The following is a 23,449-nucleotide window of genomic DNA, read 5'->3' as shown; positions in this document are numbered from 1 at the left end:
GCTGTGCTCACGGACGAAGTGGTGAAGGAGCCCGTGCGGACGCGTCCGCGCCGGGTCTGGCGGCGGCGGCTGGCGACGGCGGTCGCGGTCCTGTTCGCGGCGGGGACGGCGGTCCGGCTCGGCGGCCTGGAGTCGGGCGTCCTGCTGGTCCCGCTGGTGTCCTTCACGCCGTACTTCGGGGTGGCGGCGCTGCTGATGCTGGGAGCGGCGGCGCTGGCCCGCAGCCGGGCGGCGGTCGCCGTCATGCTGGCGGTGTGCGTGTGCCTGGCCTGGCTGGTGCTCCCGCGCGCCCTGCCCGGCGGTGCGGACGGCGCGACCGGCCGCCCGTTGCGCGTGCTGACCGCCAACCTCAACGGCGGCCGCGGCGACGCCCGCACGATCGTCGACCTGGTCCGCACGCTGAACGTGGACGTGCTCAGCCTCCAGGAGCTGACCTGGGCGGAACGCGACCGGCTGGCGGCGGCCGGGCTGGAGACGCTGCTGCCGTACCAGGTCACCAAGCCGGAGACGTGGGGGCCGGTCGGCAGCGGCGTGTACGCGCGCCACCCGCTGCGCGAGCGCACGGGCCTGTTCCAGCCGGTCGGGCACCACATGCCGGTCGTGGAGGCGGCGCTGCCCGGCGGCGCGGTGGAGGTGGTGGTCGTGCATCCGGTGGCGCCGGTTCCCTCGACGGTGCCGGAGTGGGCGGCAGGGGTCGGGACGCTGCCGCCCGCGCCGTCCACGGGCGCGCCGCGGATCCTGGCCGGGGACTTCAACGCCACGCTGGACCACGCCGTGTTCCGGCGGCTGCTGGGCACCGGCTACACCGACGCGGCGGCGGCCACCGGCAAGGGGCTGGTCCCCACGTGGCCGATGCGCCGGATCCCGCCGCTGGTGGCGATCGACCACGTGCTCACGGACGGGCGGGCGCGGGCGGTGGACGTGCGCGTCCTCGACCTGCCCGGCTCCGACCACCGCGCCCTGTTCGCCGACCTCCGCCTCCAGAGCTGACCCGCCGGGCGTTCCGGACGGGCCGGGGCGGTGTCAGGCGATCCAGGCCGCCGTGTCGGTGGGCAGGCGGTCGCCGTCCAGGGCGCCGCTGGCCAGCAGGACCGTGCCGTGGGCGGGCAGCGGCACCGGGTCGGCGCCCAGGTTGACCACGCAGGTCAGACCGGAGTCCCGGGTGAAGGCGAGCACGTCGGGCCCGAGGTCGAGCCAGGTGAGCGTGCCGTCGCCGAGCCGCTCGGCGCGGATGCGCAGCCCGTCCCGGTAGAGGTTGAGCATCGAGCCCAGGTCGGCGGTCTGGGCCTCGACGGTGAGCTTGTTCCAGGCGTCCGGCTGCGGCAGCCACGGCGTGGCCGTGCCGAAGCCGAACGGCGGCTCGTCGCCCGACCACGGCAGCGGCACCCGGCACCCGTCGCGGCCCTTCACCGTGTGGTTCGAGCGCCGCCACATCGGGTCCTGGCGCAGCTCGTCCGGGATGTCGTCCACCTCCGGCAGGCCCAGCTCCTCGCCCTGGTAGATGTAGATGCCGCCGGGCAGCGCCATGGCCAGCAGCGCCGCCGCGCGCGCCCGGCGGTAGCCGAGCTCCAGGTCGGAGGGGGCGCCGTCCCTGCGGTCGCCGTGGTCCCAGGAGGTGTCGGCGCGGCCGTACCGGGTGACGACGCGGGCGACGTCGTGGTTGGACAGCACCCAGGTGGGCGGGGCGCCGAGCGGGGCGTGGGTGGCGAGGGTCTGCTCGATCACCTGGCGCAGCCCGGCGGACTCCCAGGGGCAGGCCAGGAACGGGAAGTTGAAGACGGTGTGCAGCTCGTCGGAGCGCAGGTAGCGGGCCAGTCGCTCCTGGTCGGGCAGCCAGACCTCGCCGACCAGGACGCGGCCGTCGTACTCGTCGTTGATCAGGCGCCAGCTGCGGTAGACGTCGTGGACCTCGTCCAGGTCCTCGTACGAGCCGGTCAGGCCGTCGGGCTTGGCGAGCAGGGCGGCCGAGTCGATGCGGATGCCGTCCACGCCGCGGTCGTACCAGAAGCGCAGCACGTCGTGGAACTCGCGGTGGACGTCCGGGTTGGTCCAGTTGAGGTCGGGCTGGCCGGGGTCGAACAGGTGCAGGTACCACTGGCCGTCGGGCACCTGGGTCCAGGCGGGGCCGCCGAAGATCGACTGCCATTCGCCGGGCTCGTCCCGGAACCAGAACCGGTCGCGCACGGACGGGTCGCGCAGCGCCTCCTGGAACCACGCGCTCGCGGTCGAACTGTGGTTCGGCACCACGTCGATGATGATCCTGATGTTCAGGGCGTGCGCCTCGGCGATGAGCTCCTCCGCCTCGGTCAGGGTGCCGAACACGGGGTCGATGTCCCGGTAGTCGGCCACGTCGTACCCGCCGTCGGCCAGCGGCGACGGATACCAGGGGTTGAGCCAGATCGCGTTCACCCCGAGCGCCGACAGGTACGGCAAACGTGCCCGCAGCCCCGCCAGGTCGCCCACGCCGTCACCGTTGCCGTCGGCGAAGCTGCGCAGGTAGACCTGATAGATCGCGGCTCCCCGCCACCACGTTTCGGACATGCTGAAGACAACTCCTTGCCATAGGTGGAGGCACTCAGCCCTTGAGGCTGCCGGCGGTGAGTCCCGCCATGATGTGCCGCTGGAAGATGAAGAAGACGATGACGGTCGGGATGCTGGCGATCACCAGGCCGCCCATGACCTGGTCCTGCGACACGGCTCCGGCGGTCTGGGCCAGGCCCACGCTGAGCGTCATCTTCTCGCTGTCGCTCATGACGAGCAGCGGCCAGATGAAGTCCTTGAACGAGGTGACGATCGTGAAGATCGACGTCACGCCGAGGATCGGGCGGGAGACCGGCAGCACCACCGACCACAGGATGCGGAACGGGCCGCCGCCGTCGATCTGGGCGGCTTCGAGCAGCTCGCGGGGGATGGAGTCGAAGAACCTCTTGAGCAGGAAGATGTTGAAGCCGTTGGCCGCGGCGGGCAGCCACAGGCCCCACGGGTTGTTCAGCAGGTCCCAGCCGAGGACCGGCACGTCGTGGATGGCGAGATAGGTGGGGATGAGCACGACCATCGGCGGGATCATCAGCGTGGCCAGCATGGCGCCGAGGATGACGTTGCCGAACGCCGGGCGCAGCTTCGACAGCGCGTACGCGGCGGCGACGTCGACCGACATGGTGATCAGCCAGCCGCCGCCGGCGTACAGGACGGTGTTCTTCAGCAGCGTGCCGATGTCGAACAGCTCCCACGACTCCAGGAACTTCCCGAAGTTCAGCTCCTTCGGGAAGAGCGTGGGCGGCACCTGGGCGAACTCCTCGGCCGACTTCAGCGCGCCGGTGATCATCCAGTACATCGGCAGGAGGAACACGACCGTGAACGTGACGACGGTCGCGACCAGGACCGTCCAGTAGACCCGCCGTCCCCACCGGCTGTTGAGCTGGTGCGGGGAGATGATCGTGCGGAACTGCACCTCGATGCGCCTGGGCGGCCGTCTCCTGGCCCGGCGTCCTGGCGAGGGCGGCGCGGCGGGGCGTCGCAGGGTGGCGTTCGACATGGTCAGCCCTTCTCCTCGCGGGTCAGCCGGAGCTGCACGGCGGCGAAGGCGAGCAGCACGACCATGAGCATCATCCCCAGCGCGCCGCCCGCGCCGTAGTCGCTGTAGGTGAACGCCTGCTGGAACATCAGGAAGACGACGGTGGCGGTGGCGTTCTCCGGGCCGCCGCCGGTGAGCAGGTACGGCTCGATGAAGACCTGCATGGTCGCGACGATCTGCAACATCAGCATGAGCAGCAGGATCAGCCGGGTCTGCGGGATCGTGATGTGCCTGATCCGCTTCCAGACGCCGGCGCCGTCGAGCTCGGCGGCCTCGTAGAGGTCGGGCGGGATGTTCTGCAGCGCGGCGAGGTAGATCAGGGTCGCCGAGCCCATGTTCATCCAGGTCGAGACGAGCACCAGGCAGAGCAGCGCGGTGTCGGTCGAGTAGATCCAGTTGAGTCCGGGCAGCGAGAAGAAGCCGAGGATCTGGTTGAACAGGCCGACGTCGGGGTCGTAGAACCAGCGGAAGAGCAGCACCGCGACGGCCGGGGGCAGCATGACCGGCAGGTACACCACGAACCGCAGGTAGGCCCGGCAGTGGCGGAGCTCGTTGAGCAGGATCGCCACCGCGAACGGCAGCCCGTAGCCGAGCACCAGCGCGAGGACGGTGAACATGAGCGTGTTCAGCCACGCGGGCCCGAAGGCCGGGTCGGCGAAGGCGGCCCTGAAGTTGTCCAGCCCGACCCACTCCGGCTCGTTGACCAGGTCGGTCTTCTGGAAGCTGAGGATGAACTCCTGGACGATGGGATACCAGGAGAACAGGACGAAGCAGAACAGCGCCCCGACCATGAACCCGTAGGCCGTCAGGTTCCTCCGCAACGCCCGGCGCAACGGCGAGGGCGGCCTCGGCCGTCGCGCGGCTCCGGCGGTCGCAATGCTCATGGGGTGTCTCCGATCACCGACTCGACGTACCGGGGCGCCGGCGGGTGCGGCGCCCCGGTCTCACGTTCCGCTCAGCTCTTGCCGAGCATGGCGTTCGCCTTGGTCTCGGCGTCCGCGAGGAGCTGGTCGACATCGGCGTCCTCGCGGCTCAGCACGGCCGACATGGCGACGTCGAGGATGGCGTAGAGCTCCTGGGCGTGCGGCGGCTCCATCTTGGGCGGGATGGTGGCCGAGGCGTCCACGTACGGCTGGTAGTTCTCCACCGGCAGGGTGGCGTTGGCCTTGCGGGCGTCCTGGATGGCCTTGCCGGTGGGCGAGGCGCCGTAGACGTCGTTGTCGGGCACGCCGACCGGGTTGCCGAGCGACTTGCCGCGGGCGAAGTCGAAGCGGCCCTTGTCGACGGTGTTGAAGCGGAAGTTCACCCAGGCCAGGCCGGCCTTGGCCTGCTCGGGCGTGGCCTTGGGGTTGACGAAGAACGCCTCGCCGCCGCTCAGCGACGCCTTGGCCTCGGGGAAGCCGGTGATGCCGTAGTCGGTGGCGGCGCCCTTGAACTTGTTGACCACGTCGGTGACGACGTCGGGGGCGCCGAGCATCATGCCGACCTTGCCCGAGCCCATGGCCTGCATGAGCGGCTCCCAGGCGTTGAACAGCTTGGCGCCGGTGCTCTTGTCCACCCAGCGCAGGTCCTTGAGGAACTGCAGCACGGCCTTGCCCTCGGGCGAGTTGAACGCGGCGGTCCTGCCGTCGGCCGAGACCATGTCGCCGCCGCGGCCGTACAGGGCCTGGTTGAAGTGCCAGCCGCCGGTGTTGCCGCCGGAGTACTCGCCGTAGCCGATGACGCCGCCGCCGAGCGCGGCGATCTTCTTGGCCGCCTCGCGGACCTCGGCCCAGGTCTTGGGCGGGCTGTTGGGGTCGAGCCCGGCCTTGGTGAACAGCGCCCGGTTGTAGACCAGGCCGACGCTGTAGTGGACGTTGGGGACGCCGTAGACCTTGCCGTCCTTGGTGACCAGGTCGCGGACGTCCTGGCGCAGGTCGTTCCAGTTCTTGATCTCACCGGTGTACGGCGTGATGTCCAGGCCCTGTCCCTTGGCGATCACGTCGCCGTAGTTGGTGACCGGCACCACGAACACGGTCTCCATCTGGCCGCCGGCCAGCTTCGGGCCGAAGGTCTTGGGGTCGAAGCAGGGCTGCTGGTCGGTGCTCTTGACCGTCACGCCGGGGTTGGCCTTCATGAACGCGGCCACGTCGTCGTCCCAGGCCTGCCGCTCCTTGGGGGCGGACTTCGCGGGCTGGCAGGCGACGGTGATGCTCACCTGCGCGGCGCCGGAGGCGCTGCCCTGCGCCTCGGGCTTGGTGTCGTCGCCACTGCCGCAGGCCACGGCGCTCATGCTCAGGCCTGCCGCCACGAGCAGCCCCACAGTCCTGCGATAGTCCGATCTCTTCATCGATCTGACCCTTCCGAAGCTTGACGAAGCCGGGGGACGGTGAGGCGCCCCGCTGTGCGCTCACAATGGCAGATCCCTCAGATGTCCGCAATGTTTCGACATAGGGTTGCAAGATAACGACTAGGTCACCGGAAGACGTTCTCAGGACGAGCCGCGAACCCGTCCCGTCGAGGCTCTGACCACCAGCTCCGGGTCGAAGAGCAGCTCGTCGGCGGGCACCACGTGCTTGTCGATCTGCGCGATGAGCAGGTCGACGGCGGCCCGGCCCATGGCGTCGATCGGCTGGCGCACGGTGGTCAGCGGCGGGTCGGTGCAGTTCATCAGGGCCGAGTCGTCGAACCCGACGACCGAGACGTCCGCCGGCACCGACAGGCCGGCCCGGCGCACGGCCCGCACCGCGCCGAGCGCGAGCATGTCGCCGGCGCACACGATGCCGGTCACGCCCCTGGCGACCAGCCTGGCGGCCGCCGCGTGGCCACCCTCCAGCGAGTACATGCTGTGCTCGACCAGCGCGGGATCGACCTGCCCTGCCACGGCGGCGAGCTTGCGCCGGGACGGCACGTGGTCGCGCGGCCCGAGCACCAGGCCCACCCGCTCGTGGCCGAGGCTGCGCAGGTGGCCGAGCGCGATCTCGGCGGCCACCACGTCGTCGGCCGACACCTGCGGGAACCCCAGGTGCTCGACGGCGGCGTTGACCAGGACGGTCGGCAGTTTGCGCTCGTAGAGCAGCTCGTAGTGCTCGTGGGAGGCGTCGGCCTGGGCGTAGTGGCCGCCGGCGAAGACGACGCCGCTGACCTGCTGGGAGAGCAGCAGGCTGACGTAGTCGGCCTCGCTCACCCCGCCGACCGTGCGGGTGCACAGCACGGAGGTGAAGCCCTGCTGGGCCAGGGCGCCGCCGACGACCTCGGCGAACGCCGGGAAGATCGGGTTCTGCAGCTCGGGCAGCACCAGGCCGACCAGCCGGGCGCGGTCGCCGCGCAGCCGGGTGGGGCGCTCGTACCCGAGCACGTCGAGGGCCGTGAGCACGGCCTCCCTGGTGGCCTCCGACACGCCGGGCTTGCCGTTGAGCACCCGGCTCACGGTCGCCTCGCTCATGCCGACCTTCTTGGCCACGTCTCCGAGTCGTCGGGTCATGCGCAAACTATACGACCAATCCCGCAAAGACTTGCAACAGCTTGCGCCCATCCTTGCGTGCGAGGGGGCGGATTTCCGCCGCTTCCGCAGGGGTCACGACCTGCTTCGTTCGCCGGGCCCGCGAAATCACGCGACAGTCGATTATTTGCGAAACGAAGTAGAAACATTGCGGATTTCTAGGAGTCAACTTAAGGTGCGGGCAACCCTCCCAGCCCGACGAGAGGTGACACCCCCCATGAGACGCAAGCCCTCCCTCTTACGACCGCTCGCGGCGGCCGTGGCCGTCGCCCTGGCCCTGATCGGCTGGACGGCCCCACCGGCCGCGGCCGCGGGCCCGAACCTGGCGGCCGGGAAACCGGTCACGGTGAGCAGCACCACCGACGTCTACGGCGGCGGCAACGCCACCGACGGCGACCAGGCCACCTACTGGGAGAGCGCCAACAACGCCTTCCCGCAATGGATCCAGGTGGACCTCGGCTCGGCCGTCAGCGTGAACGAGGTGGTCCTCAAGCTGCCCGCCACGTGGGAGTCCAGGACGCAGACGCTGACGGTGCAGGGCGGCACCGAAGGCTCGCCGCTCACGACGCTCTCGGCCTCGGCCGTGCGCACGTTCGCCCCGGCGGCGACGATCACCTTCACCGCGGCGACCGTCCGGTACGTCCGGGTGACCGTCACCGCCAACACCGGCTGGCCCGCCGCCCAGGTCTCGGAGTTCGAGGTGCGCGGCCCCGGCTCGGGCGACACCCAGGCCCCGTCCGCGCCCGGCGGCCTGGCCTACACCGAACCGGTCGCCGGGCAGATCAAGCTGACCTGGACCGCCGCCACCGACAACGTGGGCGTGACCGGCTACGACGTCTACGCCAACAACGCGCTGCGCGGCAGCGTCGCCGGGAACATGCTGACCTACACCGACACCCAGCCCGGCACGCTGACGGTCTCCTACCAGGTCAAGGCCAGGGACGCGGCGGGCAACCAGTCCCCGGCCAGCAACACCGTCACCCGCGTCGGCAGCGGTGGCGGCGGCTCCAACCTCGCCGCCGGCAAGCCGATCACCGCCTCCTCCTACGTGCACACCTACGTCGCCGCCAACGCCAACGACAACAGCGTGACGACCTACTGGGAGGGCGCGGGCGGCAGCTATCCGAACACGTTGACCGTGCAGCTCGGCGCGAACGCCGACGTCTCCTCGGTCGTGGTCAGGCTGGACCCGGCCGCCGTGTGGAGCACCCGCACCCAGACGTTCCAGGTGCTCGGCAGGGAGCAGGGCGCCTCGGGGTTCACGAACCTGGTCTCCTCGGCGGCCTACACGTTCGACCCGGGCTCGGGCAACACGGTGACGGTGCCGGTCGGCGCGCGGGTGGCCGACGTGCGGCTCTCGTTCACGGCCAACACCGGGGCCCCGGCGGGGCAGGTGGCCGAGCTGCAGGTCATGGGCGTGCCCGCGCCGAACCCCGACCTGACCGTGACCTCCCTGTCCTGGTCGCCGCAGGCGCCGGTGGAGACCGACGCGGTCACGCTGTCGGCCGTGGTCAGGAACGCCGGCAACGCGGCGTCGGCCGCGACCGACGTCGCCTTCTCCCTCGGCTCCGGCAAGGTCGCCACCGCGAACGTGGGCGCGCTGGCCGCGGGCGCCTCGGCGACCGTGACCGCGAACATCGGCGCCCGGGACGCCGGCAGCTACCCGGTCACCGCCAAGGTCGACGACGCCGGGACCGTCATCGAGCAGAACGAGTCCAACAACTCCCTCACCGGCCCGTCCCCGCTGGTCGTCAAGCCGGTGGACACCTCCGACCTGGTCGCCGCGCCGGTCTCCTGGACGCCGGGCAACCCGGCCGCCGGCAGCGCGGTCGCCTTCTCGGTCGCCATCAAGAACCAGGGCACGGTGGCCTCCGCCGCCGGCGCGCACGGCGTCACGCTGACCGTCGCGAACGAGGCGGGCACGGTCGTCAGGACCCTGACCGGCGCCCACAGCGGCGCGATCGCGGCCGGCGCCACCACCGCCCCCGTGTCCCTGGGCACCTGGACGGCCGCCGGCGGCCGCTACACCGTGAAGACCGTCATCGCGAACGACGCCAACGAGCTGCCGGTCAAGCAGGCCAACAACACCAGCGTCCAGCAGCTCTTCGTCGGCCGCGGCGCGAACATGCCGTACGACACCTACGAGGCCGAGGACGGCGTGACCGGCGGCGGCGCGCAGGTCGTCGGCCCGAGCAGGGACGTCGGCACGGTGGCCGGCGAGGCGTCGGGCCGCCGGGCGGTGACGCTGAGCCAGAACGGCTCCTACGTCGAGTGGACCACCAAGGCCGACACCAACACCCTGGTCACCCGCTTCTCCATCCCGGACGCCCCGGGCGGCGGCGGCACGAGCTCGACCCTGAACATCTACGTCGACGGCGCCTTCCACAAGGCCATCGACCTGACCTCGAAGTACGCCTGGCTGTACGGCGCGGAGGCGAGCCCCGGCAACTCCCCCGGCGCCGGCCCGGCCCGCCACATCTACGACGAGGCCAACGTCATGCTGAACGCCACGGTCCCCAAGGGCAGCAGGATCAGGCTGCAGAAGGACCCGGCCAACAACACGACCTACGCCATCGACTTCGTCAGCCTGGAGCAGGTCTCGCCGGCCGCCAACCCCGACCCCGCGCACTACGCCGTACCGGCCGGGTTCTCCCAGCAGGACGTGCAGAACGCCCTGGACAAGGCGCGCCAGGACGCCAACCTGACCGGCGTCTACCTGCCCGCGGGCACGTACCAGACGACGGGCAAGTTCCAGGTGTACGGCAAGGCCGTCAAGGTGGTCGGCGCGGGCCCCTGGTACACCAGGTTCGTCTCGCCCTCGGGCCAGGACGGCACCGACGTCGGCTGGCGCACCGAGGCGTCGTCGAACGGCTCGACGTTCGCCGGGTTCGCCCACTTCGGCAACTACACCTCGCGCATCGACGGCCCCGGCAAGATCTTCGACCTGTCGAAGGTCTCGAACATCACGATCGACGACCTCTGGGTCGAGCACCAGATCTGCATGTTCTGGGGCACGAACGTCGACCACGTCACGATCAGGAACTCGCGCATCAGGAACACCTTCGCCGACGGCGCGAACTTCACCAACGGCAGCACGAACAACCTGATCACCAACGTCGAGACCCGGGCCACCGGCGACGACAGCTTCGCGCTGTTCGCGGCGATCGACAACGTCAACGCCGACCAGTCGGGCAACGTCTTCGAGAACATCACCTCGCTGCTGACCTGGCGGGCCGCGGGCGTCGCGGTGTACGGCGGCCAGAACAACGTCGTGCGCAACGCCTACATCGCCGACACCCTGGTCTACTCGGGCATCACGATCAGCTCGCTGGACTTCGGCATCCCGATGCGGGACTTCGGGCCGGGCCAGACGAAGTTCGAGAACATCTCGCTCGTCCGCGCCGGCGGGCACTTCTGGGGACAGCAGACCTTCCCGGCGATGTGGATCTTCTCCGCGTCCAAGAAGTTCACCGCGATCCGGGTCACCGACGTGGACATCGTGGACCCGACCTACAGCGGGATCATGTTCCAGACCGGCTACTCCAGCCCGAGCACGCCGCTGAACCCGGTCACCGACACCGTGTTCACGAACGTGTCGATCTCGGGGGCCCACCGCAGCGGCGACGCCTTCGACGCCAAGTCGGGCTTCGGCATCTGGGTCAACGAGCTGCCCGAGCCGGGGCAGGGCCCGGCGGTCGGCTCGGCGACGTTCGGCAATCTGCGGCTGAGCGACAACGCGACGAACATCCGCAACACGACGAGCACGTTCACCCTCAACGTGAACTGAGCCCGTCCCGACGTGCCGTCCGGGTCCGCGGGGCCCGGACGGCACGTCCGCGATATGACCCAAATGGTATGCAAGCTCCGTGGACAACTTTAAAGTTTCTTTACATAATCCGATGAACCCGCTGGTCGCGGGCCCGCGCTCGGGCGACGAAAGGGTTGTCCACCATGAAGCGAACGCGCCGTCTCCTCGTCGTGCTGCTGGCCTCCGTCCTGGCGGCACTGGGCGTCCTCGTCGTCCAGACCTCCGCCCAGGCGGCCAACCTCCTCACCAATCCGGACTTCGAGACCGGATCCCTGTCGCCGTGGTCGTGCACCGGCGGGCTGGGGTCGGTGGTCTCCACCCCGGTCCACTCCGGCACCAAGGCGCTGGCCGCGGCGGCCAGCGGGTCCGACACCGCGCAGTGCACCCAGTCGGTGTCGGTGCGGCCGAGCACGACGTACACGCTGAGCGCGTGGGTGCGCGGCAGCTACGTCTACCTCGGCGTGACCGGCGGCTCCTCCTCCTGGACGTCGTCGGCGGGGGCGTACACGCAGCTCACCGTGTCGTTCACGACCACCGCGAGCCAGAGCACCGCGGTCATCTTCCTGCACGGCTGGTACGGGCAGGGCACCTACTACGCCGACGACGTCAGCTTCGACGGCCCCGGCGGCACCGCCTCCCCCACGATCACGCCGACGGTCACCCCGACCGTGACGCCGACCGTGACGCCGACCGTGACGCCCACGGTGACCCCGACCGTCACCCCCACGGTCACGCCGACCGTGACCCCCACCGTGACCCCCACCGTGACGCCGACCGACACCACCTGCCCGACCAAGCCGCGCCCGGCGGGCAAGGTGATCCAGGGCTACTGGGAGAACTGGGACGGCGCGATCAACGGCGTGCACCCGCCGCTCGGCTGGATCCCGATCACCGACCCGCGCATCAAGGCGCACGGCTACAACGTGATCAACGCCGCGTTCCCCGTCATCCGCTCCGACGGCACCGTGCTGTGGGAGGACGGCATGGACGCCACCGTCAAGGTCGCCACCCCGGCCGAGATGTGCCAGGCCAAGGCCGCGGGCGCGACGATCCTCATGTCCATCGGCGGCGCGGCGGCCGGCATCGACCTCGGCTCCAGCGCCGTCGCCGACCGTTTCGTGGCGACCGTCGTGCCGATCCTGAAGAAGTACAACTTCGACGGCATCGACATCGACATCGAGACCGGCCTGACCGGCGGCGGCAGCATCACCCAGCTCTCCGCCTCGCAGTCGAACCTCATCCGGATCATCGACGGCGTGCTCGCCCAGATGCCGGCCGGGTTCGGCCTGACCATGGCGCCGGAGACGGCGTACGTGACGGGCGGCAGCGTGACGTACGGGTCGATCTGGGGCGCGTACCTGCCGATCATCAAGAAGTACGCCGACAACGGCCGCCTGTGGTGGCTGAACATGCAGTACTACAACGGCAGCATGTACGGCTGCTCCGGCGACTCCTACTCCGCCGGCACCGTGCAGGGCTTCACCGTGCAGACCACCTGCCTCAACAACGGCCTGACCATCCAGGGCACGACGATCACCGTGCCCTATGACAAGCAGGTGCCGGGCCTGCCCGCGCAGCCGGGCGCCGGTGGCGGGTACATGGCCCCCTCGCTGGTCTCGCAGGGCTGGAACGCCTTCAACGGCCAGCTCAAGGGCCTGATGACCTGGTCGATCAACTGGGACGGCTCGAAGGGCTGGACGTTCGGGGACAACGTCAAGGGCCTGCAGGGCCGCTAGGGACAGGACGCGGCGGCCTTCCGGCGCGCCAGGGGCGCCGGAAGCGCCGCCGTGTCCGCGAGATAACGCTTGGCTGTGAATCCGGCCCACTGGTTTGCCGCGTTTGCGGGGGCATGGAACGCTCTAGGCAAAAAGCGCCGAGGACCAGGTGGGGATTCAGGTGTCAACAGTAAGCGGGAGGGCGGCGGCGCGGCGTTCTGGCCGGTTGGCCACCTGCGTCATGGGGTTCGCCGCCATGGCGCTGCTCGCGGCCGGCTGCTCCCTCGGCGCCACCGCCGACCAGGAGACCACCGGCGCCCAGCCGCCGCCGGCGTCCTCGCCCGCCGCCACCGCCGAGGCGCTGAAGCCGCCGCCCGTGGACGCCGACTGGCCGCGCTGGGGCCTGACCCACACCGGCGTCAGCGCCAACAACATCACCCCGCGCCTGGAGCAGGACGTCGCCCGCGCGCTGTCCGAGACGCCGATGCTGCAGAACCAGCACATCATGGGCTTCGGGGCGCTCAACCCCGAGCCGCGGCGAGGCGAGTACTTCTGGGAGGACCTCGACAGCCGGACGAACTTCATGCGGGAGTCCGGCGGCACCGGCGTGATCACGCTGTGCTGCGCCCCCGACTGGATGAAGGGCGGCCCCGAGGGCCCGACCGAGGAGTCGGCCTGGAAGGAGCACCTGGAGGACGCGCCGTACCCGGAGCACTTCGACGACTTCGCCAAGCTGGCGGCGACCGTGGCCGAGCGCTACCGGGACGTCAAGTACTTCATGGTCTGGAACGAGTTCAAGGGCTTCTGGCGGGACCACAAGAAGCCCGCGGACTACAAGGGCTACACCGAGCTGTACAACAAGGTGTACGACGCGGTGAAGGCGGTCCGTCCGGACGCCAAGATCGGCGGGCCGTACCTGGGCTTCGACAGCGACAGCAAGGGCGACACCGAGCTGCGCGGCCCGTGGGGAGCGGTCAACCAGCACGCCCTCGACGCCTTCGAGTACTGGTTCAAGAACAAGAAGGGCGCCGACTTCGTCGTCGTGGACGGCGCCTCCCCCACCGAGACCCACGAGCTGCTGCCCGACGCGTTCGGCGCCCTGGGCAAGTTCAGCGCGATCACCAAGTGGCTGCGCGAGAAGACCGGCGACCTGCCGGTGTGGTGGTCGGAGTGGTACTTCGTGCCCGAGGACGGCACCGTCTGGGACGAGCCCATGCGGCTGGCCGTGCAGGCCGTCTCGATGATGGAGTTCGCCCGGAGCGGCGCGAGCACCGCCCTGTACTGGAACCCGCAGGCCAAGGACGGCGAGTGCCGGGCCTGCATGTGGGAGCCGCGCACGGGCGCGCTGATGCCCACCGGCAAGCTGGTGAGCGACTTCACCCGCTGGTTCCCGGCGGGGGCCGAGCTGGAGCCGGTCACCTCCTCCGACCCGCGGGTGCGGGTGCTGGCCCAGCCCAAGCAGCTCCTCGCGGTCAACACCACGGGCAAGCAGGTCACCACGACGGTGGACGGCAAGGAGCTGACGCTCAAGCCGTACGAGATCAAGTGGAGCGACCGCTAGCCGGAGGCGGCGCGCGGTGATCACACGGGCGAGATGGCGGTCCGGTATGACGGCCGCCATTGATCCGGCTGACTCGCCTTGGCACGATGCGCAAGATCCCGTGTCAATCCATCGAGGGAACTTGCGCATGTTGAAGCTCCGACCAGGGCTGAGCGCGCTCGTCGTGATCGCGTCGCTCAGCCTGACGACGCCGCCCTCGCAGGCGGCCCCGCGCGGCGCGCCCGCCTGCGCGCCCGGCACGACCGTCACCACCGACTCGGGCCAGGTGTGCGGGATCGCGGGCGAGGGCCTGCGCTCCTGGCTCGGCATCCCCTACGCCGCCCCGCCCGTCGGCGACCTGCGCTGGACGCCCGCACGCCGGGCCACGCCCTGGCCCGGCGTGTTCTCCGGCACCGGACGGGGCAGCCCCTGCCCGCAGGCGGAGCTGCTCGGCTCCCCCTCCGAGGACGAGGACTGCCTCAAGCTCAACGTCGCCGCTCCCGAAGGGGCGCGGAACCTGCCCGTCATGGTGGAGTTCCACGGCGGCGGCTTCCGGTACGGCGCCCCCTCCGACGGCTCCTACCTGGCGAAGGCCGGCGACGTCGTGCACGTCGGCGTCGGCTACCGGCTGGGCGTCCTGGGCTTCCTGTCCCACCGGGCCTTCGGCCGGAACGCCGGCAACTACGCCCTGTCCGACCAGCAGGAGGCGCTGCGCTGGGTGCGGCGCAACATCGCCCGCTTCGGCGGCGACCCCGGCAACGTGACGATCTTCGGGGCCAGCGCCGGCGGGTCGAGCGTCTGCGCGCACACGGCGTCGCCGACCGCGAAGGGCCTGTTCGAGAAGGGGATCGTGCAGAGCGGCGAGTACAACTCGCTGCGCGGCGTGAACACCTTCTGGCAGCCGCAGGACTGCAAGGCCGAGCTGCCCACGCAGGCCGAGGCGCAGGCCCAGGGCGGCCGGTTCGCCGCCGCGCTGGGCTGCGAGCAGGCCGCCGACCCGGCCGCGTGCCTGCGGGCCAAGCCGGTCAAGGCGCTGCTCGACCAGTCCGGCGACGGGCTCGGCCCGGACCGCGGGACGATCGCCCCCATCGTGGACGGCCGCATCCTGACCATGTCGCCGTCCCGGGCGTTCGCCAGGGGCAAGGTCAACAAGGTCGCCCTCATGCACGGCGTGGGCCGCGACGAGGTCCAGCTCCCCGCCGCGAACACCCCGGCCGAGTACGAGACTTTGGTCCGCCGGCAGTACGGCCCCCTCGCCCCCGAGGTGCTCGCCCGCTACCCGCTGGCCAGGTTCCCCGCTCCGGCGGCGTTCATCGCGTACCGGACGATCGTGGCCGACAGCAACTCGGTCTGCCCGGCGCTGCTCAACGACGAACGGCTGGCCGCGCACCTGCCGGTGTTCGCCTTCCAGGTGGACAACGCCGACGCGCCGCCGCTGTTCTTCCTCGACCGGACCAAGCCGAACGGCGCCTTCCACATCAGCGAGGCGCCCTTCCTGTACTCCGACGTCAAGGACCTGGACGCCAACCAGCGCTCCTTCGGCGCCCAGCTCGTCGCCCAGTGGACGGGCTTCGCCCGTACCGGCGACCCGACCGCGGAGGGGACCCCGCTGTGGCCCCGGTACACCCGCACCGACCCCGCCGTCATGTCCCTGGCCCCGGCCGGTGACAGCCAGGTGACGCGGGAGATCGCCAGGCAGCACCAGTGCGCGTTCTGGAACAAGGAGGCGACCTCATGATCCGGCTGCTGACCGCGCTCTGCCTCGCGCTGCTGCAGGGCCCCGCGCCCGCGCAGGCGGCGACCGGCGGCGACTGGCCCATGTGGCAGCAGGGCCCGCTGGGCTGGCGGCACAACGCGGCCGAACGCGCGATCAACCCGCGCACGGTCGGCGGCCTCGCGCTGAAGTGGGCCTTCGCCTATCCCAAGGAGGCCGGCACGCCGCGCAGCCAGCCCGCCGTCGTGGGCGACACCGTGTACTTCGGCTCCCCCGAAGGCAAGCTCTACGCCAGGGACGCCGCCACCGGCGCCGCCCGCTGGGAGTTCGACCTGACCACCGTCGGCACCGGCCGCACCCAGGTGCAGGACGGCCCGGCCGTGGCCAGGGGCAAGGTGTACTTCGGTGACGTGCGCGGCTGGTTCTACGCCGTCGACCAGCGCACCGGCCGGCTGGCCTGGGCCCGCCGGCTCGACGACACCGTCACGGCGATCGTGACCAGCTCGCCCCTGGTCTTCGGCGACCGCGTCTACGTCGGCGTCTCCAGCGGCGAGAACATCCTCGGCAAGGAGCACGCCTGCTGCACCTTCCGCGGCCACCTCGACGCCATGGACGCCGACACCGGCCGCCCGGTCTGGCGCTTCAACACCGTCCCGAAGGCCCGCCAGGACGGCACCTGGCCCAACGGCGTCCCCCGGTACGCCCCCTCGGGCGGCGGCGTGTGGAGCTCCCCCGCCCTCGACCCGGTCACCCGCACCCTGTACGTCGGCACCGGCCAGAACTACACCGGCAGCGCCGGCCACTACGACTCGGTGCTGGCGCTGGACATCGACACCGGCCGCCCGCGCTGGACCCGGCGGATGACCGACGTGGACACCTGGCGGCTGGAGTGCTCGCTGCCCACCCCCGAGGACCGCGAGTACTGCCCCAACCTCCCCGACGGCACCGCGCTCGACTTCGACCTCGGGGCCGCGCCCAACCTGTTCAGGGCGGGCGGGCGCGCCCTGGTCGGCATCGGGCAGAAGGCGGGCGTGTACCACGTGCTCGACGCCCGGACCGGGAAGATCGTCTGGCAGCGGCAGCTGTCCAAGCCGATGCCCGGCGGCGGCCTGTCCGGCGTCCAGTGGGGCACCTCCTTCGACGGGCAGCGCCTGTACGTGGCCACGTACATGGCCCAGCCCGGCACCCTGTTCGCCCTCGACCCGGCCACCGGGCACCTGCTGTGGGAGACGCCCAACCCGGCCGACGGCTGCGCCACCGGCGGCGCGGCCCAGTACCCGAACGTCTGCCGCCTCGGCCACACCCCGGCCGTCTCCAGCACGCCCGGCCTGGTCTGGGAAGGCAGCATGGACGGCAAGATGCGGGCCTACTCGGCGCGCACCGGCGAGGTCGTGTGGGCCTACGACACCATGCAGGAGGTGCAGGGGGTCAACGGCCTGACCGGGCGCGGCGGGGCCGTCTCGGGCGGCGGCGGGGCCGTGGTGTCGCACGGCATGCTGTTCGTCCAGTCCGGGTACTCCTTCACGCCGTACCCGAACCCGTACGGGTCGGTGTTCCTGGCCTTCAGCCTTCCGTAGGCGCCGCCGGGGCGGTCGAGCCGCGCACCACCAGCTCGGTCGCCAGCTCGACGTGGTGGGAGTCGATGCGCTCGCCGGCCGCCAGCCGCAGCGCGGTGCGCAGGGCCGCCCGGCCCATCTCGCGCAGCGGCTGGCGCACGGTGGTGAGCTGCGGCGAGGCCATCCGGGCGATCTGGGTGTCGTCGAAGCCGACGATGCTCAGGTCCTCCGGGATGCGCAGGCCGCGCGACCTGGCGGCCTCCATGACCCCGAGCGCGATCTCGTCGCAGCCGGCGAAGATCGCCGTCGGGGGCTCCGGCAGGTCGAGCACGCTCGCGCCGTTGTCCAGGCCGTCCTGGTAGTGGAAGTGGGCGGTGCGCACGTAGCCGGGCGGCTCGGGCGCGCCGGCCGCCTCCAGCGCCGCGCGGTAGCCGTGCAGGCGGGCCTGGTTGCAGGCCGAGGTCGGCGGGCCGCCGATGTAGGCGATGCGGCGGTGGCCCAGCGACAGCAGGTGCTGGGTGGCGGTCAGGCCGCCGGCGAAGTTCGTCGAGCCGACGCTGGTCACGCTGGTGGTCGGCAGGTTGAGCGGGTCGATCACGACCAGCGGCAGCCGGGCCCGCGTCAGCGCCCCGAGCTGCGCGCCGGTCAGCTCGCTGGTCACCACGATGAGCGCCCGCCGCCCGGCGGCGACCAGGTCGCGCGCCCAGCCGCCGGTGCGCTGGTGGCTCTTCCTGATGCTGACGACGACCGACGTCTCCAGCTCGTCGCCGGCCTCGATCGCGCCGTGGATGATCTCGGTGGAGTAGGCGTTGAGGTCGTCGTCGAACTGCACCTCGACCGTGGCGGGGCCGCCCGCCTCGCCGCGGCGCGGCGTGGCGGGCACGTAGTCGTGCTGCTGGAGCAGCGACTGCACCAGCGAACGGGTCGCCGGAGCCACGTCGCTGCGGCCGTTGAGCACCTTGGAGACGGTGGCGACGGACACGCCGGCCGAGGCCGCGACGGTGGCCAGCGTGGCGCGCCTAGGAGCCGGCATCTGTTCCTCCTCGGATCTCCACGGGTGTGACCAGCCGCCTGCCCGCGCCGGCGGGCCGCGTCGGCCCGGTCAGCCGGACCACGCCGCGGCACGGCAGGTCGGCGGCGGACGTGCCGACGAGCACCTCGACGTCTCCTGGCTCCACGACGCGCCGCAGGTCGCGCCCGGTGAAGGCGGTCCTGTCGGTGTGGACGAGGAAGGAGACCCGCCTGCTCTCGCCCGGTTCGAGGTGCACCCTGGCGAAGCCGGTGAGCTGCTTCACCGGCCTGGTGACCTGGGCGAGGACGTCGTGCAGGTAGAGCTGCACGACCTCGTCGCCCGCCCGGCCGCCGGTGTTGGCGACGCGGACCGAGACGGTGAACTCGCCGTCGGTCGGGACCTCGGCCGCGCTGATCCGCAGGTCGCCGACCTCGAAGGAGGTGTAGGAGCGGCCGTGCCCGAAGGGGAACAGCGGGGTGGGATCGAGGTTGCTGATGCCCTTGCTGTCGGCTCCGAGCGGGGGCTGCAGGTAGGTGCCCGGCTGCCCGCCAGGATGGCGGGGTATCTGCACGGGAAGCTTGCCTCCAGGCTGGACACGACCGCTCAGTATACCGGCGATCGCCCCGCCGCCCTCCTCTCCCGGCATGAACGCCTGGACCAGCCCGGCGGCTCCGGCGTGCGCCTCGCCCAGCGCGTACGGGCGGCCGGAGACGACCACCACGACGACCGGCGTGCCCGTCGCGAACAGCTCGGCCAGCAGGTCGGCCTGGAGTCCGGGCAGCCGCAGGTCCTCGGCGTCGCAGCCCTCGCCCGACGTGCCCTGGCCGAACAGCCCGGCCAGGTCGCCCACGACCGCGACGCACAGGTCGGCCGCGCGGGCGGCGGCGGCCGCCGCGGCGAACCCGGACCGGTCGCCGCCCTGGACCGCGCACCCCGGCTCGTGCACGATCTCGGCGCCGGGCAGCTCGGCGCGCAGCGCGTCCAGCACGGTCGGGGCCTCGACGCCCAGCCCGAGCCCGGGGTAGCGGGGCAGCACGTGGTTGGGGAAGGCGTAGCAGCCCATGAACGTGCGCGGGTCGTCGGCGCACGGGCCGACGACGGCGATCCGGCGAAGGCCCGCGCGCAGCGGCAGCGCCGTCCCGGGGTCGAGCAGCACGATCGAGCGTTCGGCCAGCTCGCGGGCGAGGGCGCGGTTGGCGGCCGAGTCCAGCTCGACGTCCGGCGCGCCGGCGACCGAGCCCTCCGGCGTCCAGCCGGGGTCGAGCAGGCCGAGCTGCACCTTCTGGGTGAGCAGCCGGCGCGCGGCGCGGTCGATCAGCGACTCGGGCAGCTCGCCGCGGCGCACCCGCTCGACCAGGTGGGCGCCGAAGCCGAGGGTGTCGGGCAGCTCGACGTCCACGCCGGCGGCCAGCGCCTGTGCGCCCGCGTCCGCCGGATCGGCGGCCACCTGGTGCATGGTCGCCAGGAACGGGACCGCCCAGTAGTCGGACACGACGGTGCCGGTGAACCCCCACTCCTCGCGCAGCAGCTCGGTCAGCAGCCAGGAGTCGACGGCGGCGGGCACGCCGTCCACGTCGGAGTAGGAGTTCATCACCGAACGGGCGCCGCCCAGGGTGATCGCCGCCTCGAACGGCGGCAGGATCATGTCCGTCAGCTCGCGGCGGCCCATCGGGACCGGGCCGTGGTTGCGGGCGGCCCGCGAGGCCGAGTACCCGGCGAAGTGCTTGAGCGTGGCGATCACGCCGGCGCTCTCCAGGCCGCGCACGTACGCCGTGCCGAGCATCGAGACGAGGTACGGGTCCTCGCCCATCGTCTCCTCGACCCGGCCCCACCGGTAGTCGCGGACCACGTCGAGCACCGGGGACAGCCCCTGGTGGGCGCCCACGGCGCGCATGTCCCGCCCGATGGCCGCGGCCATGCGCTCGACCAGGCCGGGGTCGAAGGTGGCGGCCCAGGCGATGGCCGCCGGGTAGACGGTGGCGCCGTAGGTGGTGAAACCGGTCAGGCATTCCTCGTGCACGAGGGCGGGGATGCCGAGCCTGGACAGCCCGACGACCTCGCGTTGCAGCCGCACCACCTCGGCGGCGCCCTCGGCCACCGTCACCGGGACGCTGCCGAACACGCGGGTCAGGTGGCCGAGCCCGTGCCGGGCGGCCTCGCCCAGGGGCACGGTGCCGGAGGCGGCGAAAACGTCCTGCATGGGGGCCACGTTGTGGGTGCCCGTGCCGTCCGGGTCGGGGGCGGGGGCCGCCTCCTCGTGCGCCATGTCGTTGCCCACCCACCGGCTGCCGAGCTGGGCGACCTTCTCCTCCAGCGTCAACTCCTGAAGGAGGGCCTCGACGCGCTCGGCCACGGGAAGCGCCGGGTCCAGCCACGGACCGAGGACCCGATCCGCCGGGGTCCGATCTAGAGCCGTCATGAACTGCACTCCTTCAAGAGTTCTGCCGCAAAGTTTCGAAACATTTCGGAGCTGGGCCTGCCACCTGCACAATGCCGCAACTGGGGCAGAATAGCCAGCTAGATGCCCGCGCGAGATTACTACACAGGCCCGGCCGCCGCCCAGCTCCGTTTCCGCGACAGAGGTCTTGACAGGGAAATGGTCGAAATCTAGATTGACGTGCCGCGCGGTCATGTCGCAAATGTTTCGACTAGTTCACTCAACGGCGAGCGGACGAGCGGCATTGGGGGGTTTGCCGATCCGACCGCCGGCCAACGCGTCCCAAGGACAACCGAGCCGCGGCCAGGCCACGGCATTCGAGTACGGAGATCAGCGTGGAGACCAGGACAACCTCTCGCCGCACCTTCCTCAGCCTCTCGATGGGGCTGCCCCTGGGAGCCGCGCTCGCCGCCTGCGGCACGTCGGGCCCCACCCGCGCCGGTGGCGGCGGTCCGACCGGCGGTGGCGGCGGCGGCGGCGCCAAGGCCACCTACTGGTACCTGTCGGTCGAGCCGCAGGAAGGCGTGCGCCGCCGGGCGATCGAGCGCTTCAACAAGGCCAACCCCAACACCCAGATCGAGGGCACGGCGTTCCAGAACGACGCCTACAAGACCAAGATCAAGACGGCCATCGGCGCCGGCCAGGCCCCCACGCTGATCTGGGGCTGGGGCGGCGGCACGCTGCGCAGCTACGTGCAGGCCGGCCAGGTGGAAGACCTCACGTCCTGGTTCTCCGAGAACGCCGCCGTCAAGGACCGGCTGTTCCCCTCCTCCTTCGGCGCGGCCACCGTGGACGGCAAGATCTACGCGATGCCGTGCGAGACCGTGCAGCCGATCGTCCTGTACTACAACAAGGAGGTCCTGGAGAAGGTCGGCGTGCAGCCACCGACGACCTGGGGCGAGATCATGGACATCGTGCCCAAGATCAACGCCAAGGGCATCGCGCCGTTCTCGCTCGGCGGCCAGTCGCGCTGGACCAACATGATGTGGCTGGAGTTCCTGTTCGACCGGATCGGCGGCCCCGAGGTGTTCCAGGCGGTGTTCGAGGGCCAGAAGGACGCCTGGTCCCACCCCGCCGCCCTCGACGCCCTGACCAAGATGCAGGACCTGATCAAGGCGAACGGCTTCATCAAGGGCTTCTCCTCCATCACCGCCGACTCCAACGCCGACCAGGCGCTGCTCTACACCGGCAAGGCCGCGATGATGCTGCACGGCGGCTGGACGTACGGCGGCATGAAGAACGACGGCGGCGACTTCGTCCCCGGCGGCCACCTCGGCTACATGAACTTCCCGCCCGTGGACGGCGGCAAGGGCGACCCGAGCAACACCGTCGGCAACCCGGGCCAGTACCTGTCGATCTCCGCCAAGGCCACCCCCGAGCAGAAGGAGATCGCCAAGAAGTTCTTCACCAGCGGCGTGCTCGACCAGACCGAGGTCAAGGAGTGGGCGGACACGGGCGCCGTGCCGATCGTCAAGGGCGCCGACGCGGCCTTCGCTTCCTCCCCCGACGCCGAGTTCCTGAAGTTCGTCTACGGCATCGCCAGCAACGCCAAGACCTTCGCCCAGTCGTGGGACCAGGCGCTCAGCCCGACCGCCGCCGAGGTGCTGCTGGACAACATCGCCAAGCTGTTCCAGCTGTCCATCTCGCCGCAGCAGTTCCAGACGAACATGAACGCGGTCATCGGCAAGTGAGCGTGATCCCGATCCCCGCCGGGCGGCGGGCGCCGGCGGCGGCCGGGCGAGGGGGCCGCGGCTCCCTCGCCTGGCTGGCCGTCCCGGCGTTGCTGCTCTTCGTCGCCTTCGGCGTGATCCCGCTGATCGGGGTCCTCGTCCTCAGCTTCACCTCCTGGGACGGGCTGGGCGACATCGGCTTCGCCGGCCTGTCGAGCTGGCGGGCCGTGCTCGCCGACCCCGGGCTGCCGCACGCGCTGTGGGTGACGTTCCTGGTGATGGCCGCGTCCTGGGCGGTGCAGACGCCGGCCAGCATCCTGCTCGGGGTGTTCCTGGCCGGTCGGCAGCGCTACCGGGCCGTGCTGTCGGTGTTCTACTTCATCCCGCTGCTGCTCAGCTCGGCCGCCATCGCCATCACCTACAAGGCGCTGCTCGACCCGAACTTCGGGCTCGGCGCCGGGCTCGGCCTCGACCTGCTGGCCCAGGACTGGCTGGGCGAGCCCGTCCTCGCCTTCAGCGTGGTGATCTTCGTGGTGTCGTGGCAGTTCATCCCGTTCCACTCGCTGATCTACCAGGGCGGCGTGCGGCAGATCCCGCGCTCGATGTACGAGGCCGCCCAGCTCGACGGCGCGGGCCGGGTGCGCACGTTCTTCAGCATCACGCTGCCGCAGCTCAAGTACACGATCATCACGTCCTCGACGCTGATGGTGGTCGGGTCGCTGACGTTCTTCGACCTGATCTTCGTGCTGACCGCGGGCGGACCCGGCGACGCCACCCGGGTGCTCGCCCTGGACATGTACAAGCGGGGGTTCCAGGCCAACCTGATGGGCCCGGCCAGCGCGATCGCGGTCATCCTCGTCCTCGTGGGCCTGGCGCTGGCGCTGCTGCTGCGCCGTCTGGGCGGCCGCGACGCCTCGGCGAGCCAGCTGGAAGGGGCCTGAC

General features: G+C 71.3%; 15 protein-coding genes. 8 read left to right on the top strand and 7 right to left on the bottom strand.

Features of this window, described 5'->3' with window-relative positions; genetic code table 11:
- The first annotated feature begins 3 nt into the window (after positions 1 to 3).
- A complete protein-coding gene (locus AB0C33_RS26880; protein WP_358292599.1) occupies positions 4 to 990 on the top strand; it encodes an endonuclease/exonuclease/phosphatase family protein in 987 nt (328 codons plus the stop codon).
- Positions 991 to 1,023: 33 nt separating this feature from the next.
- On the opposite strand, the gene AB0C33_RS26875 is transcribed toward AB0C33_RS26880, so the two are convergent.
- The 5 genes from AB0C33_RS26875 to AB0C33_RS26855 all read right to left on the bottom strand — a co-directional run bounded on the left by AB0C33_RS26875 (position 1,024) and on the right by AB0C33_RS26855 (position 7,037).
- On the bottom strand, positions 1,024 to 2,541 hold the full coding sequence (locus AB0C33_RS26875) for a glycoside hydrolase family 13 protein (RefSeq protein WP_358292597.1): 1,518 nt from the start codon (positions 2,539 to 2,541) through the stop codon (positions 1,024 to 1,026).
- 34 nt (positions 2,542 to 2,575) lie between these two features.
- Positions 2,576 to 3,535, bottom strand: coding sequence for a carbohydrate ABC transporter permease (locus tag AB0C33_RS26870; RefSeq protein ID WP_358292594.1), 960 nt, complete (start codon positions 3,533 to 3,535; stop codon positions 2,576 to 2,578).
- Between the two features lie 2 nt (positions 3,536 to 3,537).
- Positions 3,538 to 4,458 (bottom strand): sugar ABC transporter permease, encoded by a 921-nt coding sequence (locus tag AB0C33_RS26865; RefSeq protein ID WP_352325894.1) that lies wholly within the window; start codon positions 4,456 to 4,458, stop codon positions 3,538 to 3,540.
- A gap of 71 nt (positions 4,459 to 4,529) precedes the next feature.
- Positions 4,530 to 5,903 carry an extracellular solute-binding protein gene (locus tag AB0C33_RS26860; protein ID WP_358292591.1) on the bottom strand — a complete coding sequence of 458 codons (1,374 nt, stop codon included), beginning with the start codon at positions 5,901 to 5,903 and terminating at the stop codon, positions 4,530 to 4,532.
- A gap of 141 nt (positions 5,904 to 6,044) precedes the next feature.
- The gene (locus AB0C33_RS26855; protein WP_358292588.1) at positions 6,045 to 7,037 is read right to left on the bottom strand and encodes a LacI family DNA-binding transcriptional regulator; all 993 of its coding nucleotides are present in this window, start codon (positions 7,035 to 7,037) and stop codon (positions 6,045 to 6,047) included.
- Positions 7,038 to 7,272: 235 nt separating this feature from the next.
- Here AB0C33_RS26855 and AB0C33_RS26850 point away from each other — a divergent pair, with 235 nt between their 5' ends.
- From AB0C33_RS26850 to AB0C33_RS26830, 5 genes are all read left to right on the top strand, one after another.
- Entirely contained in the window at positions 7,273 to 10,842 is a 3,570-nt protein-coding gene (locus AB0C33_RS26850; RefSeq protein ID WP_358292586.1) for a discoidin domain-containing protein, read from the top strand.
- Positions 10,843 to 11,006: 164 nt separating this feature from the next.
- Positions 11,007 to 12,599, top strand: a complete 1,593-nt coding sequence (locus AB0C33_RS26845) for a glycosyl hydrolase family 18 protein (RefSeq protein ID WP_352352701.1) — start codon at positions 11,007 to 11,009, stop codon at positions 12,597 to 12,599.
- A 205-nt stretch (positions 12,600 to 12,804) separates the two neighbouring features.
- Positions 12,805 to 14,139, top strand: a complete 1,335-nt coding sequence (locus AB0C33_RS26840; RefSeq protein ID WP_358292583.1) for a xylan 1,4-beta-xylosidase — start codon at positions 12,805 to 12,807, stop codon at positions 14,137 to 14,139.
- Between the two features lie 127 nt (positions 14,140 to 14,266).
- Complete coding sequence (locus tag AB0C33_RS26835) at positions 14,267 to 15,856, top strand: carboxylesterase family protein (protein ID WP_358292580.1); 1,590 nt, start codon at positions 14,267 to 14,269, stop codon at positions 15,854 to 15,856.
- Positions 15,853 to 17,409, top strand: coding sequence for a PQQ-binding-like beta-propeller repeat protein (locus AB0C33_RS26830; RefSeq protein WP_358292578.1), 1,557 nt, complete (start codon positions 15,853 to 15,855; stop codon positions 17,407 to 17,409). Before AB0C33_RS26835 ends, AB0C33_RS26830 begins: the two co-directional genes overlap by 4 nt.
- On the opposite strand, the gene AB0C33_RS26825 is transcribed toward AB0C33_RS26830, so the two are convergent.
- Together AB0C33_RS26825 and AB0C33_RS26820 are read right to left on the bottom strand one after the other, a co-directional pair.
- Entirely contained in the window at positions 17,396 to 18,421 is a 1,026-nt protein-coding gene (locus AB0C33_RS26825; protein ID WP_358292575.1) for a substrate-binding domain-containing protein, read from the bottom strand. The genes AB0C33_RS26830 and AB0C33_RS26825 overlap by 14 nt on opposite strands.
- On the bottom strand, positions 18,408 to 20,819 hold the full coding sequence (locus tag AB0C33_RS26820; RefSeq protein WP_358292572.1) for a glycoside hydrolase family 3 N-terminal domain-containing protein: 2,412 nt from the start codon (positions 20,817 to 20,819) through the stop codon (positions 18,408 to 18,410). The genes AB0C33_RS26825 and AB0C33_RS26820 overlap by 14 nt, the downstream gene beginning before the upstream one ends.
- Before the next feature lie 353 nt (positions 20,820 to 21,172).
- On the opposite strand from AB0C33_RS26820, the gene AB0C33_RS26815 reads away from it, so the two are divergent.
- Together AB0C33_RS26815 and AB0C33_RS26810 are read left to right on the top strand one after the other, a co-directional pair.
- Positions 21,173 to 22,528: an extracellular solute-binding protein gene (locus AB0C33_RS26815; protein WP_358292569.1), complete on the top strand. Its 1,356-nt coding sequence runs from the start codon at positions 21,173 to 21,175 to the stop codon at positions 22,526 to 22,528.
- Positions 22,525 to 23,448: a sugar ABC transporter permease gene (locus AB0C33_RS26810; RefSeq protein ID WP_358292566.1), complete on the top strand. Its 924-nt coding sequence runs from the start codon at positions 22,525 to 22,527 to the stop codon at positions 23,446 to 23,448. The genes AB0C33_RS26815 and AB0C33_RS26810 overlap by 4 nt, the downstream gene beginning before the upstream one ends.
- Position 23,449 lies beyond the last annotated feature (1 nt).

Source organism: Nonomuraea sp. NPDC048881 (genome assembly GCF_040649795.1).
In the GTDB taxonomy this organism is placed as follows: domain Bacteria; phylum Actinomycetota; class Actinomycetes; order Streptosporangiales; family Streptosporangiaceae; genus Nonomuraea.
This window is presented reverse-complemented; position numbering and strand designations above follow the sequence as displayed.

What these genes read in the sequence shown, in the direction of transcription:
- AB0C33_RS26825 (WP_358292575.1), bottom strand. Translation starts at nt 18,421, where the DNA reads ATGCCGGCTCCTAGGCGCGCCACGCTGGCCACCGTCGCGGCCTCGGCC.
- AB0C33_RS26835 (WP_358292580.1), top strand. Translation starts at nt 14,267, where the DNA reads ATGTTGAAGCTCCGACCAGGGCTGAGCGCGCTCGTCGTGATCGCGTCG.
- AB0C33_RS26820 (WP_358292572.1), bottom strand. Translation starts at nt 20,819, where the DNA reads ATGACGGCTCTAGATCGGACCCCGGCGGATCGGGTCCTCGGTCCGTGG.
- AB0C33_RS26830 (WP_358292578.1), top strand. Translation starts at nt 15,853, where the DNA reads ATGATCCGGCTGCTGACCGCGCTCTGCCTCGCGCTGCTGCAGGGCCCC.
- AB0C33_RS26870 (WP_358292594.1), bottom strand. Translation starts at nt 3,535, where the DNA reads ATGTCGAACGCCACCCTGCGACGCCCCGCCGCGCCGCCCTCGCCAGGA.
- AB0C33_RS26855 (WP_358292588.1), bottom strand. Translation starts at nt 7,037, where the DNA reads ATGACCCGACGACTCGGAGACGTGGCCAAGAAGGTCGGCATGAGCGAG.
- AB0C33_RS26845 (WP_352352701.1), top strand. Translation starts at nt 11,007, where the DNA reads ATGAAGCGAACGCGCCGTCTCCTCGTCGTGCTGCTGGCCTCCGTCCTG.
- AB0C33_RS26860 (WP_358292591.1), bottom strand. Translation starts at nt 5,903, where the DNA reads ATGAAGAGATCGGACTATCGCAGGACTGTGGGGCTGCTCGTGGCGGCA.
- AB0C33_RS26875 (WP_358292597.1), bottom strand. Translation starts at nt 2,541, where the DNA reads ATGTCCGAAACGTGGTGGCGGGGAGCCGCGATCTATCAGGTCTACCTG.
- AB0C33_RS26865 (WP_352325894.1), bottom strand. Translation starts at nt 4,458, where the DNA reads ATGAGCATTGCGACCGCCGGAGCCGCGCGACGGCCGAGGCCGCCCTCG.
- AB0C33_RS26850 (WP_358292586.1), top strand. Translation starts at nt 7,273, where the DNA reads ATGAGACGCAAGCCCTCCCTCTTACGACCGCTCGCGGCGGCCGTGGCC.